The sequence below is a fragment of the Acinetobacter sp. WCHA29 genome (assembly GCF_002165335.1).
GTDB lineage: Bacteria > Pseudomonadota > Gammaproteobacteria > Pseudomonadales > Moraxellaceae > Acinetobacter.
The window spans coordinates 65,019-80,807 of record NZ_NHRQ01000006.1 but is presented as its reverse complement, the minus strand read 5'-3'; the positions used below and the strand labels follow the sequence as shown (position 1 = coordinate 80,807).

At 36.6% G+C, this 15,789-nt stretch carries 18 protein-coding genes; 9 read left to right on the top strand and 9 right to left on the bottom strand.

Annotation, left to right across the window (positions count from 1 at the left end):
• The first annotated feature begins 291 nt into the window (after positions 1–291).
• Positions 292–549, top strand: a complete 258-nt coding sequence (locus CDG59_RS06470; RefSeq protein WP_004661424.1) for a hypothetical protein — start codon at positions 292–294, stop codon at positions 547–549.
• A gap of 55 nt (positions 550–604) precedes the next feature.
• Here the strand turns inward: CDG59_RS06470 and CDG59_RS06465 are convergent, their stop codons facing one another.
• From CDG59_RS06465 to CDG59_RS06450, 4 genes are all read right to left on the bottom strand, one after another.
• The gene (locus CDG59_RS06465) at positions 605–1,078 is read right to left on the bottom strand and encodes a DUF2147 domain-containing protein (RefSeq protein ID WP_087536842.1); all 474 of its coding nucleotides are present in this window, start codon (positions 1,076–1,078) and stop codon (positions 605–607) included.
• A 204-nt stretch (positions 1,079–1,282) separates the two neighbouring features.
• Positions 1,283–1,720: a DUF2147 domain-containing protein gene (locus CDG59_RS06460; RefSeq protein ID WP_413772669.1), complete on the bottom strand. Its 438-nt coding sequence runs from the start codon at positions 1,718–1,720 to the stop codon at positions 1,283–1,285.
• 239 nt (positions 1,721–1,959) lie between these two features.
• Positions 1,960–2,433, bottom strand: coding sequence for a DUF2147 domain-containing protein (locus CDG59_RS06455; protein ID WP_087544310.1), 474 nt, complete (start codon positions 2,431–2,433; stop codon positions 1,960–1,962).
• A 145-nt stretch (positions 2,434–2,578) separates the two neighbouring features.
• Positions 2,579–3,037: a DUF2147 domain-containing protein gene (locus CDG59_RS06450; protein WP_087544308.1), complete on the bottom strand. Its 459-nt coding sequence runs from the start codon at positions 3,035–3,037 to the stop codon at positions 2,579–2,581.
• A 241-nt stretch (positions 3,038–3,278) separates the two neighbouring features.
• On the opposite strand from CDG59_RS06450, the gene CDG59_RS06445 reads away from it, so the two are divergent.
• Genes CDG59_RS06445 through CDG59_RS06435 form a run of 3 tightly spaced genes read left to right on the top strand, consistent with a single transcriptional unit; the run spans position 3,279 to position 5,951 of the window.
• Positions 3,279–4,439, top strand: a complete 1,161-nt coding sequence (locus CDG59_RS06445; protein ID WP_087544306.1) for a hypothetical protein — start codon at positions 3,279–3,281, stop codon at positions 4,437–4,439.
• A 34-nt stretch (positions 4,440–4,473) separates the two neighbouring features.
• Positions 4,474–5,295, top strand: a complete 822-nt coding sequence (gene thiM / locus CDG59_RS06440; RefSeq protein WP_087544305.1) for a hydroxyethylthiazole kinase — start codon at positions 4,474–4,476, stop codon at positions 5,293–5,295.
• 17 nt (positions 5,296–5,312) lie between these two features.
• The gene (locus CDG59_RS06435; RefSeq protein WP_087544303.1) at positions 5,313–5,951 is read left to right on the top strand and encodes a DUF4240 domain-containing protein; all 639 of its coding nucleotides are present in this window, start codon (positions 5,313–5,315) and stop codon (positions 5,949–5,951) included.
• An 11-nt stretch (positions 5,952–5,962) separates the two neighbouring features.
• Here the strand turns inward: CDG59_RS06435 and CDG59_RS06430 are convergent, their stop codons facing one another.
• Together CDG59_RS06430 and CDG59_RS06425 are read right to left on the bottom strand one after the other, a co-directional pair.
• Complete coding sequence (locus CDG59_RS06430; protein ID WP_087544302.1) at positions 5,963–6,337, bottom strand: 5-carboxymethyl-2-hydroxymuconate Delta-isomerase; 375 nt, start codon at positions 6,335–6,337, stop codon at positions 5,963–5,965.
• A gap of 9 nt (positions 6,338–6,346) precedes the next feature.
• Complete coding sequence (locus CDG59_RS06425) at positions 6,347–8,059, bottom strand: AAA family ATPase (protein WP_087544402.1); 1,713 nt, start codon at positions 8,057–8,059, stop codon at positions 6,347–6,349.
• 159 nt (positions 8,060–8,218) lie between these two features.
• On the opposite strand from CDG59_RS06425, the gene CDG59_RS06420 reads away from it, so the two are divergent.
• Together CDG59_RS06420 and CDG59_RS06415 are read left to right on the top strand one after the other, a co-directional pair.
• The gene (locus CDG59_RS06420) at positions 8,219–9,184 is read left to right on the top strand and encodes an alpha/beta hydrolase (protein WP_087544300.1); all 966 of its coding nucleotides are present in this window, start codon (positions 8,219–8,221) and stop codon (positions 9,182–9,184) included.
• A gap of 31 nt (positions 9,185–9,215) precedes the next feature.
• Complete coding sequence (locus CDG59_RS06415) at positions 9,216–9,929, top strand: glutamine amidotransferase (RefSeq protein WP_087544299.1); 714 nt, start codon at positions 9,216–9,218, stop codon at positions 9,927–9,929.
• 409 nt (positions 9,930–10,338) lie between these two features.
• Here the strand turns inward: CDG59_RS06415 and CDG59_RS06410 are convergent, their stop codons facing one another.
• Positions 10,339–12,066, bottom strand: coding sequence for a glutamine--tRNA ligase/YqeY domain fusion protein (locus CDG59_RS06410; RefSeq protein WP_087544297.1), 1,728 nt, complete (start codon positions 12,064–12,066; stop codon positions 10,339–10,341).
• 166 nt (positions 12,067–12,232) lie between these two features.
• Here CDG59_RS06410 and CDG59_RS06405 point away from each other — a divergent pair, with 166 nt between their 5' ends.
• The 3 genes from CDG59_RS06405 to nfsB all read left to right on the top strand — a co-directional run bounded on the left by CDG59_RS06405 (position 12,233) and on the right by nfsB (position 14,276).
• Positions 12,233–12,742, top strand: coding sequence for a peptidylprolyl isomerase (locus CDG59_RS06405; protein ID WP_004638567.1), 510 nt, complete (start codon positions 12,233–12,235; stop codon positions 12,740–12,742).
• Positions 12,743–12,763: 21 nt separating this feature from the next.
• Positions 12,764–13,480, top strand: a complete 717-nt coding sequence (locus CDG59_RS06400; RefSeq protein ID WP_087544296.1) for a UDP-2,3-diacylglucosamine diphosphatase — start codon at positions 12,764–12,766, stop codon at positions 13,478–13,480.
• A gap of 142 nt (positions 13,481–13,622) precedes the next feature.
• The gene (nfsB, locus tag CDG59_RS06395; protein ID WP_087544294.1) at positions 13,623–14,276 is read left to right on the top strand and encodes an oxygen-insensitive NAD(P)H nitroreductase; all 654 of its coding nucleotides are present in this window, start codon (positions 13,623–13,625) and stop codon (positions 14,274–14,276) included.
• Positions 14,277–14,303: 27 nt separating this feature from the next.
• Here the strand turns inward: nfsB and CDG59_RS06390 are convergent, their stop codons facing one another.
• Together CDG59_RS06390 and hfq are read right to left on the bottom strand one after the other, a co-directional pair.
• The gene (locus tag CDG59_RS06390) at positions 14,304–15,164 is read right to left on the bottom strand and encodes a DMT family transporter (protein ID WP_087544293.1); all 861 of its coding nucleotides are present in this window, start codon (positions 15,162–15,164) and stop codon (positions 14,304–14,306) included.
• Positions 15,165–15,241: 77 nt separating this feature from the next.
• Positions 15,242–15,754, bottom strand: coding sequence for an RNA chaperone Hfq (hfq, locus tag CDG59_RS06385; RefSeq protein ID WP_087544291.1), 513 nt, complete (start codon positions 15,752–15,754; stop codon positions 15,242–15,244).
• Between the last annotated feature and the right edge of the window lie 35 nt (positions 15,755–15,789).

Sequence of the window (15,789 nt, the reverse complement as noted above, 5' to 3'; positions counted from 1 at the left end):
ATTAGTCGATCATACGCCAACTTACAAAAGCTGTCTTTAAGCCCATATCTTAGTTTCAAGTATTTTTATTGGGGTTTAGTTCAGTAATTTTCAAATTAATTGATTAAAATGGAATTTTGTTTAGAAAGAATAATAACAGTTATTTCTAATTTTAAATAAAAGCTACAAAAATAACCAAATTCCAAGGTTTGAATTACATTTTTTTTATGCGCTTTACATTTTGTGCACGGTTATTGCTTAAGTTTATATGCCAATGTAGGTAATACAATCAAACAAGCGAGGGTTAAGACGATGGAATTAAAAGCACACTTATATCGTTTAGAAAATATTAAAGCGATCCATGATCTTGCAAAAGCAGGTGTGGATCATCATGTCATTTCCGTTTTTTTAACAGCAGAAGGAATCGAACTCAGCAGCTTAGAAGTAACGAATATCGTGAATACCTATGATGAACTTGGAAAAGAAAAATTACCAAGTAAAAAAGTCCAAGCACTTATCAACGCCAAAAAAATCGGTCAGGAGGACGAAAACTTACCATGCCCTGTTTAACTTTTACATTTAATAAAAAACCTCGAAATATTTTCGAGGTTTTTTATTACACTAATTAAGGATTTGCACTATCTGTTCGTAACCAGACGACTGTACGACCTAAGGCAGAAACGCCCATATAACCGCGCATACGTAAACGTTTACCGTCACCCGTTACGACCGCTTTACCTTTATAAACTCTACCACTTGTTGCTTCTAATACTCGACCTTCAATATATGAATCTGGCTTATCTGGATCTTCTCTAAAACCTGATAAAATTTCTAAGCCAAGAATTGGCTTATTGGTATTTGGAGCTGGGCACTTGGTACAGTTCGCAAGGGAAAAACCACGAGCATTAGGATAACGATAAACAATTTTCCCATGAAAGCGACCATCTGATCCTTTACGGATTTCAACAATCGAAAGTTGCTCACCTGTACGTTCTTCAATACTTTTCCAATAACCTTCGATCGAAGCTGAAAAAGCAGTCATGCTTAAAAAAGCAATAGAAACTCCCATGATTCCTTTCATAAACATTTGATTTAGCATACTAACCCCGTCTTTTAAAAACTAGCCCATTCATCTTTATAGGTTTAATTATTGAAACTTATCACACTTCACTAGAACTTTCACTCTACTGGTGCGTTCTTTTGCTTTAAAAAACTTATCTAACTGATATAATTCATGTAATCAACGATAATATTTTTTAAATACAAAATAGATTCTTCACATTTGTATCAAATTACAAGATTTTTAAGGATTGGCATGATCCGTCCTTAGCCAAACCACAGTCCGCCCTAAAGCCGAGATCCCCATATAGCCACGCATCCGTAAACGCTTACCATCACTCGTTACAAGTGCCTTGCCCTTGTAGATCCGGCCACTGGTAGGTTCTATTATTCTACCATCAATATACGCATCTGGATTTTCAGGATTATCTTTGAGCTTTGATAAGATTTCTAAGCCAAGGATTGGATGATTGGTATATGGTTCAGGGCATTTAACACAATTGGCTAGCTTAATACCGTGTGCATTGGGGTAACGATAGACAATTTTGCCATGATAATAACCGTCTGTGCCTTTTCTAATTTCGACAATTGAAAGCTGCTCACCCGTACGATCATCTATACTTTTCCAGTAACCCTCGATTGAACTTGCATAACTACTAATACTTGTAATAGCCAATACCATTCCGATTAGGCATTTCTTTAATGAATTTTTATACATAGAAGCCTCAACGTTTTGAATAAGAAAAATCTTTTTTATGCTCGACCTCTTAGGATATAGCATAAAAAACCTTTCTGATTCAATATCAAAGCATTGAAACTGATCCACATAGATGAATTCATAAAATGACTAAAAGACGATTAGACATGAATTCATTTAGATATAAACCCAGATATTGAACCAAATTTATTTGTTCAACAGGGTTATGGATTGGCACTGTCAGTCCTAATCCAAACTTGGGTACGACCTAAAGCAGAGATCCCCATATATCCGCGCATGCGTAAACGTTTACCATCAGCACTTAACTGAGCTTTGCCTTTATAAAAATTGCCCGTTTTAGGTTCGAGTATTTTTCCGTCTATAAAATGGTTTGGATTTTTAGGGTCTTCTCGCAAACCTGATGCGATCTGAAGCCCTAAAATAGGTTTGTTTTTGAAAGGCTCAGGGCATTTCACACAATTGGTTAATACACTACCACCTGGAACAGGGTAACGATATACAATTGTTCCTGTATAAGTATTATCAGGTTTCTTTTTAATTTCTACGATTGAAAGCTGTTCGCCCGTACGGTCATCAATACTTTTCCAAAAGCCTTCAGGTGTCATCGCGAAATTAGCAGTTGCGAATAGGGCAAATGAAATTCCCACGATTCCTTTCATGAGTGAATGTTTTTGCATAATATGCTCTCCCTAAGTGCAAAATAGATCCATCTGATATACATTTTTATTCCAATGTTCTTAGACAGTCAACAAGACGAGTGGATATTTAATTGTTTAAAATCACAATAAATTTTAAACAATTCATCTATTAAAAAAGAAATGATTACGGGTTCGCACTATCTGTGCATATCCAAACCGTATTTCTACCCAAAGCTGAAATTCCAACATAACCGCGCATATTTAAATGCTTACCATCAGCACTTAACTGAGCTTTGCCTTTGTACACTTTTCCAGTTTTGCTCTCTAAGATGCGTCCATTAATAAAACTATTTGCTTTATGGGGGTCTTCAACCAAACCAGTTAAAACTTCTAAACCTAAACGTGGCTTTCCTGTATATGGCGGTGGGCAGTTAACACAATGTGTTACGATCGCCCCTTGCGCATTCGGATAGATATAAACGATTTTTCCGCGATAAGTGTTATCCGCTGCTTTCTTGATTTCAATAATAGTCAGTTGTTCGCCTGTCCGATCATCAATACTGCGCCAATAGCCTTCAATTGTACTTACCTCTGAGAGAATACTTGTAAAACAAGCAATTAATGAAATAGAGCATTTCAACAATGTTGATTATTCATCCTTATCTCTTTCTACTTATAAAACAAACTTAATAACATCTTTTAATTGGGGCAGAAGTTTACCACATTTTAAAAAATGGATAAGCCACCTGCTTAGATTTTATATAAAATTCAGTGGATTAAATCTCAATACAAAACCACTTTTTCAGTGCAAATAATCTTTTTCTCACTCCGAGCACGAGCAATGTATAATCCTTTCATTTCGTGGTTATATAGGTTTATTGTCAATGGATTTACAGATTCTGCAAAAGCAGTTAGATGAAAGTAGCCATTGTCCATTGTGCCAAGCATCCATGTTCTGGATTGAAGCTGAGCAATACTCACAAGAATTCCAATTTCATGAATGTAGTCATTGCCAACATCGTGTATTTAAAAGTGACAGCAAGCTGAATTGCCATTGTGCTCAATGCACAGCTCAGCGCAAAAAACAAACTCAACAAACCATTTTACAAGAACAACGTAAATACAAAGTCAAAGATGAAGTGATTTATAGCCTGAATCAACTCAGCTTTATGCATAAATTATTTTTACTAAGTTTATTGGACAGTTATGCTCGTGAAGATGTACAGCATGATGAATTCATCCACTGGAAGAACATTAAATATCATGATTTCACCCCCAATTATTTATTTCAAAATCAACTCGTTCAAGAGTTACTCAAATTAGGCATCTTTAAATCACAAGATTCGAGCCTAGAAACAGAACATTTTTATCTTAATCTTCGGCTTGATGGTTATTCTGATCCGAGTCTATTTAGTGTAACCCAACAATTGCGCCATTGGTTTTATGAGAATCTAAGTTTAGGTATTCCCTTCAAAACAACAGATGAAGTTAAAGATGCTTTGTATTTGATTCTTTATCAAGAAATCGTCCAGTTCATGCAGTTTTATTGTAGAACTTGGGGAATTCAAATTGCAGGCAATCGCTCCTTTCAGGCCTTTTGCTATCGCTTGATGGAAGGACTCGCAGTGGGTCAAATTTTTTACTTAATTCAAACTGCGTTAGAGTATCTCTATAAGCAAAACGCATTGCAGCCAAGAAACGATAAATTTATTAATACCAACTTACTCAAAAAGACATTAGCACAATATCGTGAACGCGCTTTGGCTGAACGTTGGGAAACCACGACATTACCTCGCCCATACACCATTCCATTTAGTAAAATGAGCGAAGTATTATTATTTAAATTCTTGGGTTATGACGAAGGTGTTTTTATTCGACCTGTCTGGAAATCTTGGCGCAAGATTGAAGCTCGTTTAAATTTTTATGCAGTAAAGCGTTGCATGTATTGCGGTTCAAATGATCTTGTAGTCGATTATGATGCTACAGACTATGTATCATTGATTTGTCGTCGATGTAAGCATCAAGACCACTACTTTACGCGTTAAACTATTATTTTTGTAAATTTTTAAGGGGTGATGAATGTCACAAAAACAACAACTCATTGAACAAGTGATTGAAGCTTGGCAAGCTCTTCAGCAACAAGCCCCATTGGTACAATGTATTACCAATAGTGTCGCCAATAATTACGTCGCAAATATCTTACTTGCAGCTGGTGCATCGCCCGCAATGATCGACAATCCATTTGAAGCAGCAGATTTTACAAACATTTGTGCAGCTTTAAGCATCAACATTGGTACACCGACGACTGAACAAACTCAAGCGATGCTCATTTCTGCTGAAACAGCGCAACAGCAACAAAGACCATGGGTACTCGATCCTGTTGGCTATGGAGCAATCCTGAAATGGCGTAGTGAAACTGTCGATCAATTACTCAAGTTTCAACCTACGATTATCCGTGGCAATGCCTCTGAAATCAGCACTTTAGCGGGCAGTCAAGTTCAATCTAAAGGCGTTGATAGCACATTAAATAGCCATGATGTCTATGCTCAAGCAAAAAGCTTGTTACAACATACTGAATGTGTTGCGATTTCTGGTGAATCTGACTATATCATTTCCAAACAATTGGATATGATAATCAAAGTAAATGGTGGTTGCCATTTACAGCCTAAAATTACTGCAACAGGATGCGCTCTAGGAGCATTAACCGCCGCTTATCATGCAGTAACGAATTCAACCATTGCGGCGCTTGCTGCACATATTCATTTTGCTATTGCAGGCAAACTGGCATATGACCATGCCCAAACCGTTGGAAGCTTTAATGTCGCTTTTTTAGATTATATTCATATGCTCGATGATAATTTAATTCAGCAATATGTAGACATTGAAATTTTAGAACTTTAAATATAACGAGAAAAATAATGTCTTTATTTGAATATAAGCCTAATTCTAATCCTGATGATCTTCTATTTTGGCTTGCAATCGACATTTCAAATACCCAAAAAGATCTACCTTGGAATGAATATGATATAGATACACATTTAAAAAATTTAACCCTATACCTGTCTAAACTAAATAAAGAACAACTCATCATCTTTGAAAAAACATTACAAGAGAAGCTCTCTCAACTTTATAAGGCTGAAATTGCTGAGTTATCCATGATTCTTGAATGTGATTTCACTAAAGATCATGATATTTATAATTTCGACTCGTACCTATCTGATGATGGTTTTATTTATTTCCGATGTTGGCTAATTCTTAAAGGTAAAACATTTTTTGATGATATTAGAAGTGATATACAAAGTTTTATTAATGGGAAATATAGTTTCGATATTAGTAATTGTTGGGCAGAGGAACTACTCTATTGTGCTGATGAAGCCTACCTTTTGAATAATAATGATGAAAGTGAAACTCCTATTCGTGATGCTGTTTATGACTTATTTCCAGACAATCACTATGATAGTGCTCACTTTTCTATGGATAGGCAGCTTCTTCATGGAGCAGAACTTCAAATTAAATACCCGAAATTGGTCAAAATAATCTGTGCATTGAGAAATTAAATCATCATTCTCTAATGATCATTTTGAATCGTCGCCTTAAAATAATTCTCTTTTGGCATATCAATCACTTCAACACATAATTGAATTGAATATTCAGCCTCATTTTTTAGATAATCTTTTTGTTCTAACAATCGGAGTAATGCCTCACCTGCTGCTTGCTTCTGAACTTGGGTTCGTCCACTCAAAATATAAAGTTTTAGATGAACATAAGCTTCTTGATGATCCTCCAACCCAATCAAAAACACCTCATCTTTAAAAATGCGCGACTTAATATCATGGGCAATAAATAATCCAGTCTCAACCAATACTGTATTGACTAGCTTAAGAAGTTTTTGCTGATCAAGATCAGCTAAATTTGCTGAATAATTTGCAATCAGATGAGGCATTTAAATCCCTTATTCGATAAACAGTAACGCTAAACGGACTTGATCATAAGCCATACGCGGACTTGTAGCTTCCACAATTGGACGTAACTTAATTGAACCATCATCGGTAAAATGCTCAGGATTTTTACGTTTGTGTAACCGTTTATAGATCTTACGAACTTCTTCAACGACTTCATCACCTGGGTTAGCAATGGAAATATCTAATCCTTGCTCTTTATGCAATCGCGCGAGATGGTTAATAATCGTTGCAGGCGTTAGCCCTCGCTCATGCGCGATATCTTCAATTTCATATCCATCTTCAAATAAAGCACGCGTTTCCTCTAAAGTCGCTGCTGCATAATTCTGTTTTTCGCCTTTCGAAAGTTTTTTCTCGTTGCGTGCAATTTCAGTTGCATTCAGCGTGCCACCACAATGACGAATAAAGGCATTATGCTGTGGGGTTAGATCAATATTTTCAAAATTCACTTCTGCTTCGGTCGATAATTCCTGAAAACGGCGGTCTGCTTTAATTGCTAAACTATCCAACTCAAGTGCTTGTTCATTAAACCCAAGCAATTTCAGTCCAGTCAGTGACTTTAATCGAGACAAAGCCACATAACCCTGACCTTTTTCAAAAGTATGCGTTAAATTAATTTCTGCTGCTTCTAAAGTCATACCCTGACTTTTATGAATAGTGATTGCCCATGCCAAACGTAAAGGAATTTGCTGATAACTTGCAATCACCTTGCCTGCTTCATTTTCAATTGACCATGTTTCTGGCTCAACAAGTAATGTCGTTCCATCTGTCAATTTGACTTTTGGTAAAATCCCTTTTTTATCATCTTCCTCAAAACCAATCACTTCACCTAAACTGCCATTGATATAGCCCATATCAAAGTTATTTTTGACAAACATCACTTTGGCATGCTTTTTAAGGGTCAATTCTTCAGGTGCGCGTACCGAGGACTTCAGTGTTTCGATTAATTTTTCATTACCATCTAAAACAGCATTAAATTGATGACTTTCATTTTCAATTTCGTTCAGATGCTGATAATTGATGTTATCCACATCCATATTATGTGTGTATAAACGAGTGAAGGTCTCGCCAATATCGTGCTGACGAGATTGTTGTAATGCAAAAATATGATTCTGCTGAATGCTCTGTGCTCGAATCGCATTTAATATCTGATTTAAAATTTCATCATCCTGACGGTGTTGCTCAGTCAAATAGCAAACTCGGAATTTTGCTTCAACCCACGCTTCAGACATGAAGCAAAATTTATCTCGATTACTTTCATCTTTCTTACCTACTGGTGGTAACTGGAAAAAGTCACCTGCAACAATGACTTGAATTCCACCAAAAGCTTCATCACTTTCTTTAAAGTATTTAAGCACCTGATTGACTAAATTAAGCTGTTTGGCATGCAGCATTGAAATTTCATCAATAATCAAGACTTGGGCATTTTCTAAATGCTCTTTTAAATATTTACGCTCTTTCATACGCTTCAGATCATCATCATTCAAACGATCTTTAATTCCAATCCCTGCCCATGTATGAATGGTCATTCCATTCATATGCGTAGCCGCGATCCCTGTAGAAGCCGTAATCGCAACGGGGACTTTTCGCGCTTTAAGATAGTGAATATATTGATTTAGCGTATAGGTTTTTCCTGCACCCGCGGAACCTGTTAAAAAAACATTTTCCCCAGCTTTAAGTAACTTCAGTGCAGTCTCTTGTTTCATAATTTCTTCAGTCAAAAACAACAGCACATAGCTTAACGATTTTTTTGTAAAAGTAAAAACTCAAACTGATTTTGAGAACTGTTTGTATCTCATTTTTACATTGACATCCAAACATTTTCATTTAATGTGTTTCTTAATTAATTCAGATTAGATATAAAAATGAACAGCTCAAATTCATATAAATATCAAACAGATATACTAGGAGAAGATTATCAGCAACTCACTTTAAATTTTGCTGATGATTATGATGGTAAAGTCGTTGCAACACTAGTTCGTAAGAAAGCAGCTCAAGCCACCAAGAAAGCGGTTCTATATATCCACGGTTTCTGTGATTACTTCTTTCAAACGGAAATGGCAGAGCAATTTAACCAGCATGGTTATGATTTTTATGCTCTCGATCTCAGAAAATATGGTCGCTCAAAATTACCTCATCAGAAGTTTTATTATCTACTCGACTTACGTGAATATGATGCTGAAATCACTAAAGCACTCGAAATTATTGGTCAAGAAAATCATAACCAAGTTTTACTTGCTGGGCACTCAACGGGCGGCTTAATTACAACGCTCTACGCAGCACATTACCCAGATCATCGCTTGATTAAAGCACTATGGACCAACAGTCCTTTTTATGATTTTTATAAAAGTGTAATAGAGAAAAAAGTTGGTATTCCTTTATTAAGCGAAGTTGGCGAACGTTTACCAAATGCTAAATTCCCAAGTGGTTTAAATCAATGGTATACACCAAGCCTACATAAAGATTTCTATGGTGAATGGGATTTCAACTTAAATTGGAAGCCCAAATCACTCCCTTTTGTTCATTTATGTTTTGTAAATGCGATCCACAAAGCACAAAAAGAAATCCATCGCGGTATTAGTTTAAATATTCCAACCTTGATTATGCATTCACACCAATCCAAATATCCAAAAAAATGGGGTCTTGATGCACAGCAAAGTGATGTGATTTTAGATGTCAAAGATATGACACACAATGCAAAGAAAATGACAGGTGATGTACAAACCTTAGCAATCAAAAATGGCTTACATGATTTAGTCTTATCTGCACCGCCTGTGCGAAAGAAAGTGTATGAGGATTTATTTTCTTGGCTTGAACAAAAAATGCCTTAAATAAGCTCTATTTATAGTGATTACACAGATTATGGATACTTCAATTTCTTTGCCTAAAACAGTTTATGCAATTCAACATCTTGCATTTGAAGATTTAGGTTCATTAGAAGATATTTTTTATCAACTCGGTTTCCGTGTTCGTTATTTTGAAGCGGGTGTGGATGATCTTAAACCCGCTTTAAATTATGAAGGTCTTACCATTATCCTTGGTGGACCAATTGGTGTTTATGAAACTGAAGACTACCCTTTTCTTATAGAAGAAATTGAAGGCCTTAAGCAACGCTTGAATGCGAATAAACCAACTATTGGTATTTGTTTAGGCGCACAATTGATCGCACATGCATTAGGTGCAAAAGTCTACGCAGGTCATCAAAAAGAAATTGGTTGGAGCCCATTAGAAATAAAAAATCTTGATCAAAACCCATTATCAGGATTAGAAAATATTCATGTCTTACATTGGCATGGTGATACTTTCGATTTACCATCACAAGCAACTTTACTCGCTAGCTCAGAAATTTATCCAAATCAGGCATTCGCCGTGGGAAATAATATTCTAGCTTTACAATTTCATCTTGAGATAAACCAACACAGTTTTGAGAAATGGCTCATTGGGCATACGTGTGAAATACGGCATGCAGGCTTATCAATTCCTCAGTTACGACAAGCTAATTTAGATTATGCTGAACATTTAGAAAGTAAATGCAGGGCAATTATTGAATTTTTTTTAGAAAAACTTGATGATTGAATTCATGACTCGAAAACAGTATGTTTATGATAAATTTAGACATACTATTTGCCTAACTTAAATTAGTTATTTGAAAAATAAAATATTACACTTATTAAAATTTTATTACAGAAACAAACATTAAGACCAATAAGTAACGACAGTACTCGCAAGCTATTTTCTAAAAAAGCAATAAAATAACATTATTGATTTACACTCTTTTAGTTGGAATAAAATATGATCAAGTTAATAAAAAGTTTTCACTCAATCAATACTTATTTATTCATGTCGACGGCTTTACTTATTTCAATGATTATTTATTTCTATCACATAAATCCATAATATAATAGAAAAACCCAATTTAAAATTGGGCTTTTCCATGTCTAAACTAAGTTCTTCGAGCTAAAAAGAGTTCAAATTCACCTAAAGGTTATTTCTTCTCTACTTTAAAGCTATCTTTAAGATCAAGAATACGGTTAAACACTGGTTTTTCAGCTTGATGATCATGTTGATCTGCAACAAAGTAACCCTCACGTTCAAACTGGAAACGATCTTCAGGTTGCGCTTGTGCCAAAGCTGGTTCAATCACCGCTTGAACGACTTTTAATGATTCAGGATTTAGATTTGCCAGGAAATCATCATCGGCATCAGGTGCAGCTGCGGTAAATAAACGATCGTAAATACGAATTTCAGCAGGTATCCCTTTCGTTGCAGAGACCCAATGAATAACCCCTTTGACTTTACGACCTTCAGGGTTTTTGCCTAACGTTTCAGGATCAATTGAACATTTAAGCTCAATTACTTCACCATTGGTATCCTTGATTACTTCATCACACTTGATCACATAAGCATGGCGTAAACGCACTTCGCCTTCTGGAATCAAACGTTTAAATCCTTTTGGTGCAACCTCTTCAAAGTCTTTACGATCAATATAGATTTCACGTGTTAAAGGAATGATACGTTCGCCCATATCCACATTTGGATGACGAGCATGGGTTAAATCGAGTTCTTCTGGCAAATTGGTCAATGTGACTTTTAAAGGATTCAACACTGCCATACCACGTGCTGCGGTGTTTTCCAGAGACTGGCGGATACAGAACTCCAGCATTGCCACATCCACGATACCATCAGTTTTTGACACACCGACACGCTTACAGAAATCACGCAAGCCCTCTGGGGTAAAACCACGACGACGCATCCCCACTACGGTTGGCATACGCGGATCATCCCAACCCTGTACATGGTTACCCTCAACCAATTTACGCAATTTACGTTTAGAAGTAATCGTGTAATCGATGTTTAAACGTGATGACTCATATTGACGCGGTACAGCCTGAGAGTGGACTTTCTCAATCACCCAATCATAGAATGGACGGTGATCTTGGAACTCTAAAGTACAGAGTGAATGAGTAATCCCTTCAATTGCATCTGACAATGGATGAGCATAGTCATACATTGGATACATTTTCCATTTATCACCCGTTTGGTGATGCTCTGAATGTAAGACTCGATAAAGAATCGGATCACGCATATGCACGTTCGGGCTGGCCATATCAATTTTGGCACGTAAAACCGCTTTGCCCTCGCCCAACTCACCATTACGCATTTGCTCGAAACACGCCAGATTTTCTTCCACAGTCGCATTACGATATGGCGAGTTTTTACCAGGTTCAACGAAATTACCGCGATTCAACTTGATTTCTTCAGGTGTTTGCAAGTCCACATAGGCATCCCCCTGTTCAATTAATTGAACAGCCCACGTGTAAAGTTGATCAAAATAACCTGAAGCATAGCGAGGCTCACCATTCCAGTTAAAACCTAACCATTTCACATCGTTGGCAATACCATCAACATATTCTTGTTCTTCGGCATCTGGGTTTGTATCGTCAAAACGTAAATTACATAGACCATCAAATTCTTCGGCAATACCAAAGTTCAAACAAATTGCTTTGACATGACCAATATGCAGATAACCATTTGGCTCAGGCGGGAAACGAGTTACAACTTTTTGGGTACGACCTTCTTTTAAATCATCGGTAATCACCTGACGTATAAAGTCCAAGCCTGCCTGTTGTTCTTGCTGCGCGGCATCGACAGAGGCATGAGTATTCGGCGTCGGGGTCTTTGGCAGTTCTGAAACAACATCATTTGGCTTCATAGGGTGTAAATCACTTCTTACAGTTAAAAATGGGAAATAAAAACGCAATCTTTGCTATTTATGAAAGATTTTAACGTTTTTTACTTGCCTTGTAGTTTACAGTTTGCTTATGCTTCTCTCAACCAAAAACCCATGGTCACAAACCCATGTTTAGGAGATTAATGTAATGAGTTTTCCTCAAGTCGAATTAAATACCAATAAAGGTCGTATTGTTCTTGAGCTTAACGCTGAAAAAGCACCAAAAACGGTTGCAAATTTCTTAGAATATGTACGCGACGGTTTCTATGACGGCGTAATTTTCCACCGTGTGATTGATGGTTTCATGATCCAAGGCGGTGGCATGGACGAAAACTTCAAAGAAAAAGCTACTCGTGATTCTATCGAAAATGAAGCTGACAACGGCTTAAGCAACGATGAAGGCACAATTGCTATGGCACGTACGCAAGCTCCTCATTCTGCGTCAGCTCAATTCTTTATCAACGTAAAAAATAACTCTTTCTTAAACCACACTGGTAAAACAGCACAAGGTTGGGGTTATGCAGTATTTGGTAAAGTTGTTGAAGGTATGGATGTTGTAGCTGCAATTAAAGGTGTCCGTACTGGTAACCGTGGTTATCATGCTGATGTTCCTTTAGAGAATGTAGTTATCGAATCTGCTAAAATTATCTCTGAATAATTTTATCCAACAGGATTCTTTGTGACTTATCTGTTTATTTCAGATTTACACTTGTCACCTGATCACCCTCGACTCGTTCGAGGGTTTTTGGCTTTATTAAAAGAATATAAAAATAAAAACACTCAACTCTATATTTTAGGTGATTGGTTTAATGCTTGGATTGGTGATGATTATAGTGCCCCATGGCTAGATGAAATTATTACAGCCTTACAAGAATTCACAGCTGCGAATAATCATGTTTATTTCCAAGTTGGAAATCGAGATTTTGTTTTGGGTAAGAAGTTTTTAGCACTATTTAATGCTACGCTTTTACCTGATGTTTATATTCTAGAAATTAATCATAGGAAGTTTCGCCTCGAACATGGCGATGCTTTATGTACCGATGATGTTGCTTATCAACGTTTTCGCAAAGTGATACGTAATCCAATCTTATTGGGCATTCTAAAGAGCACACCTTTAAATTTTAGACAAAAACTTGCCAATGGTTTTCGTAAAAAAAGTAGTAAAACTAAACAACTAAAAAGTTATGACATTATGGATGTGAATCTGCATGTCGTTGAAAATTCAATTCATCAAGTAGATTTCTTAATCCACGGTCATACCCATCGCCCTGAAATTCACGAAGTTATTAATAAAAAGCGTATTGTCCTTGGTGATTGGCGTGAAGATACGGCTTGGATACTTGAGATAAATGAGCAAGAAAACTTTAAGCTCGATTTCAAAAAATGGTCATATTAATCGAGTAAATACGTAGAATTTTTTTGACTAACTTATTCACCGTTCGTAAAACTTAAATCTCTATACAAAATCACATTTAGCTACTTTCGATGTAATTAATATCAAGTAAAATCATTAAAATTTCTAATTGAGTGAAAGACGGATGGATGTTCTAGTTACTGCCAAAACACGCTATGCAACAAAGGCATATGATGCAGAGAAAAAAATTCCACAACAACAATTTGAAAAACTACTCGAAGTTCTGCGTTTCAGCCCTTCTTCAGTAAACATTCAACCTTGGCACTTTTTAATTGCTGAAACCGATGAGGCGAAACAAAGAATTTCGAAAGCCCTGACTGGTAATTATATTTATAATTCAGCAAAAGTTTTAAATTCTTCGCATACTCTTGTATTTTGTACTCGTACAGATATCAGCGCTGAATACTTAGAACAATTACTACAACAAGATGAAGTAAATGGTCGCTTCAAAGATGAAACCGCAAAACAAGGTCAACGAGATACTCGTAAAGGCTATGTTGAGTTTTATCGCAATGAACTCAAAAACCTCTCTGCTTGGATGGAAAATCAAACTTATCTTGCACTTGGGCAACTACTATTCGCTGCCGGATTAGAAGGAGTTGATGCAACCCCAATGGAAGGCTTTGATCGAGATACTATCAATCAAGAATTTGGATTAGCTGAAAAAGGTTTAAAGGCATCCGTTGTTGTTTCTCTCGGTTATCGTAGTGAAAATGACTTTAATGCAAAATTGCCTAAATCTCGGCTGCCAGATCAAGTGGTATTCACTCGCTTATAATTTTTATTTAAGGGAGTTAAAGCTCCCTTAATTCATCATTGATTTAGCTAAACACAGCACCGCAAGTATTCCAGCAAATAGACCAATCCATGTGTAAGTAGTCAGTTTTTCTTTAAAGAACACTATGCCACTAATTACTCCTAACATTACGACAAGGATATTCATTCCAGCAAATACGATTGCAGGTGACTCTTTAAAAATCATATGTGCTTTAACATACAAAGCAATATTGGCAAAGTTCAGTACACCCAAACATAATCCCATAAAAATGTTTTTAGGTTGCCAGTTCCGTTGGGTAATGGCGATATAAATGATAGATAAAATAAAGGCTGTAATAAAAGTTAAATTTAGCGTGACCGCAAACTGTAAGCCTAAACTACTGCTATATTTTAGTAATACATCAATTGCTGCATAACCCGCCCAAACACTAAACAAAAATAAGGCTGATTTTAAGCTCATGCCTTTACTTGCCTGCTCTGTGGCCTGTCCCATAATGATCGCTAAAATTGCCATAACTCCGAAAACAACCCCAATTAATTTCAATTGGCTAAATTGCTCACCAAAAATAAAATAGGCAGCTAATAACGACAGTATGACTGCAAGCCGCTGAGCAATTTCCGTTTTTAAGATACCAGCGAATTGTAGCGACTTGGCTAAGCATAAAAATATACTTGGTAATAATAGACCTAAAACAAGAATTAACCACCAAGGCGTATTATTGAGAGAAATATGAGTAATATCGGTTTTAAACCAATAAAAGCATAAAAGGCTTGCGCTCAAATAATTCCACGCGATGATTTGAAAAACATCAAAACCTTTTGCTTTTAAATATTTTAAAAGAATCGAGACCAATACACTACAACACGCAGCTGCAACAATCATTTCCATAGTTTTTCTAGCTATGTAAAAACACAAAAAAAGCCAGTCTATTATTAGACTGGCTTTTTTAAAAGATCATAGATCAATTAACGATTATTTTCGTCTTCTTGACCATCTTCGAATTTAGTTTCGCTATCGAAGCCACCTTGATGACCACCGAACCCACCTTGACTACCAAAGCCGCCTTGACCACCGAAGCCGCCTTGACCACCGAAGCCACCTTGACCGCCGAAGCCACCTTGACCGCCGAAGCCGCCACCTTGACCACCGAAGCCACCTTGACCGCCGAAGCCGCCACCTTGACCACCGAAGCCACCAGCAGCACCTTGACCACCGAAGCCACCTGTAGCACCTTGAGCTGGGAAGCCACCAGTACCTTGAGCACCAGCTGGACGAGGGTTACGCGCAGGAACAACTGTAGAAATCGCGTGTTTATAAACCATTTGACTTACAGTGTTTTTTAATAAAACTACATATTGATCAAAAGACTCAATATGCCCCTGTAATTTAATACCGTTCACGAGGAAAATAGAAACTGGAATACGTTCTTTACGGAGAGAATTTAAGAACGGATCTTGTAAAGTTTGACCTTTAGACATTTGTAACTCCAAAAAATTTTTAAATCAGCGCAAAA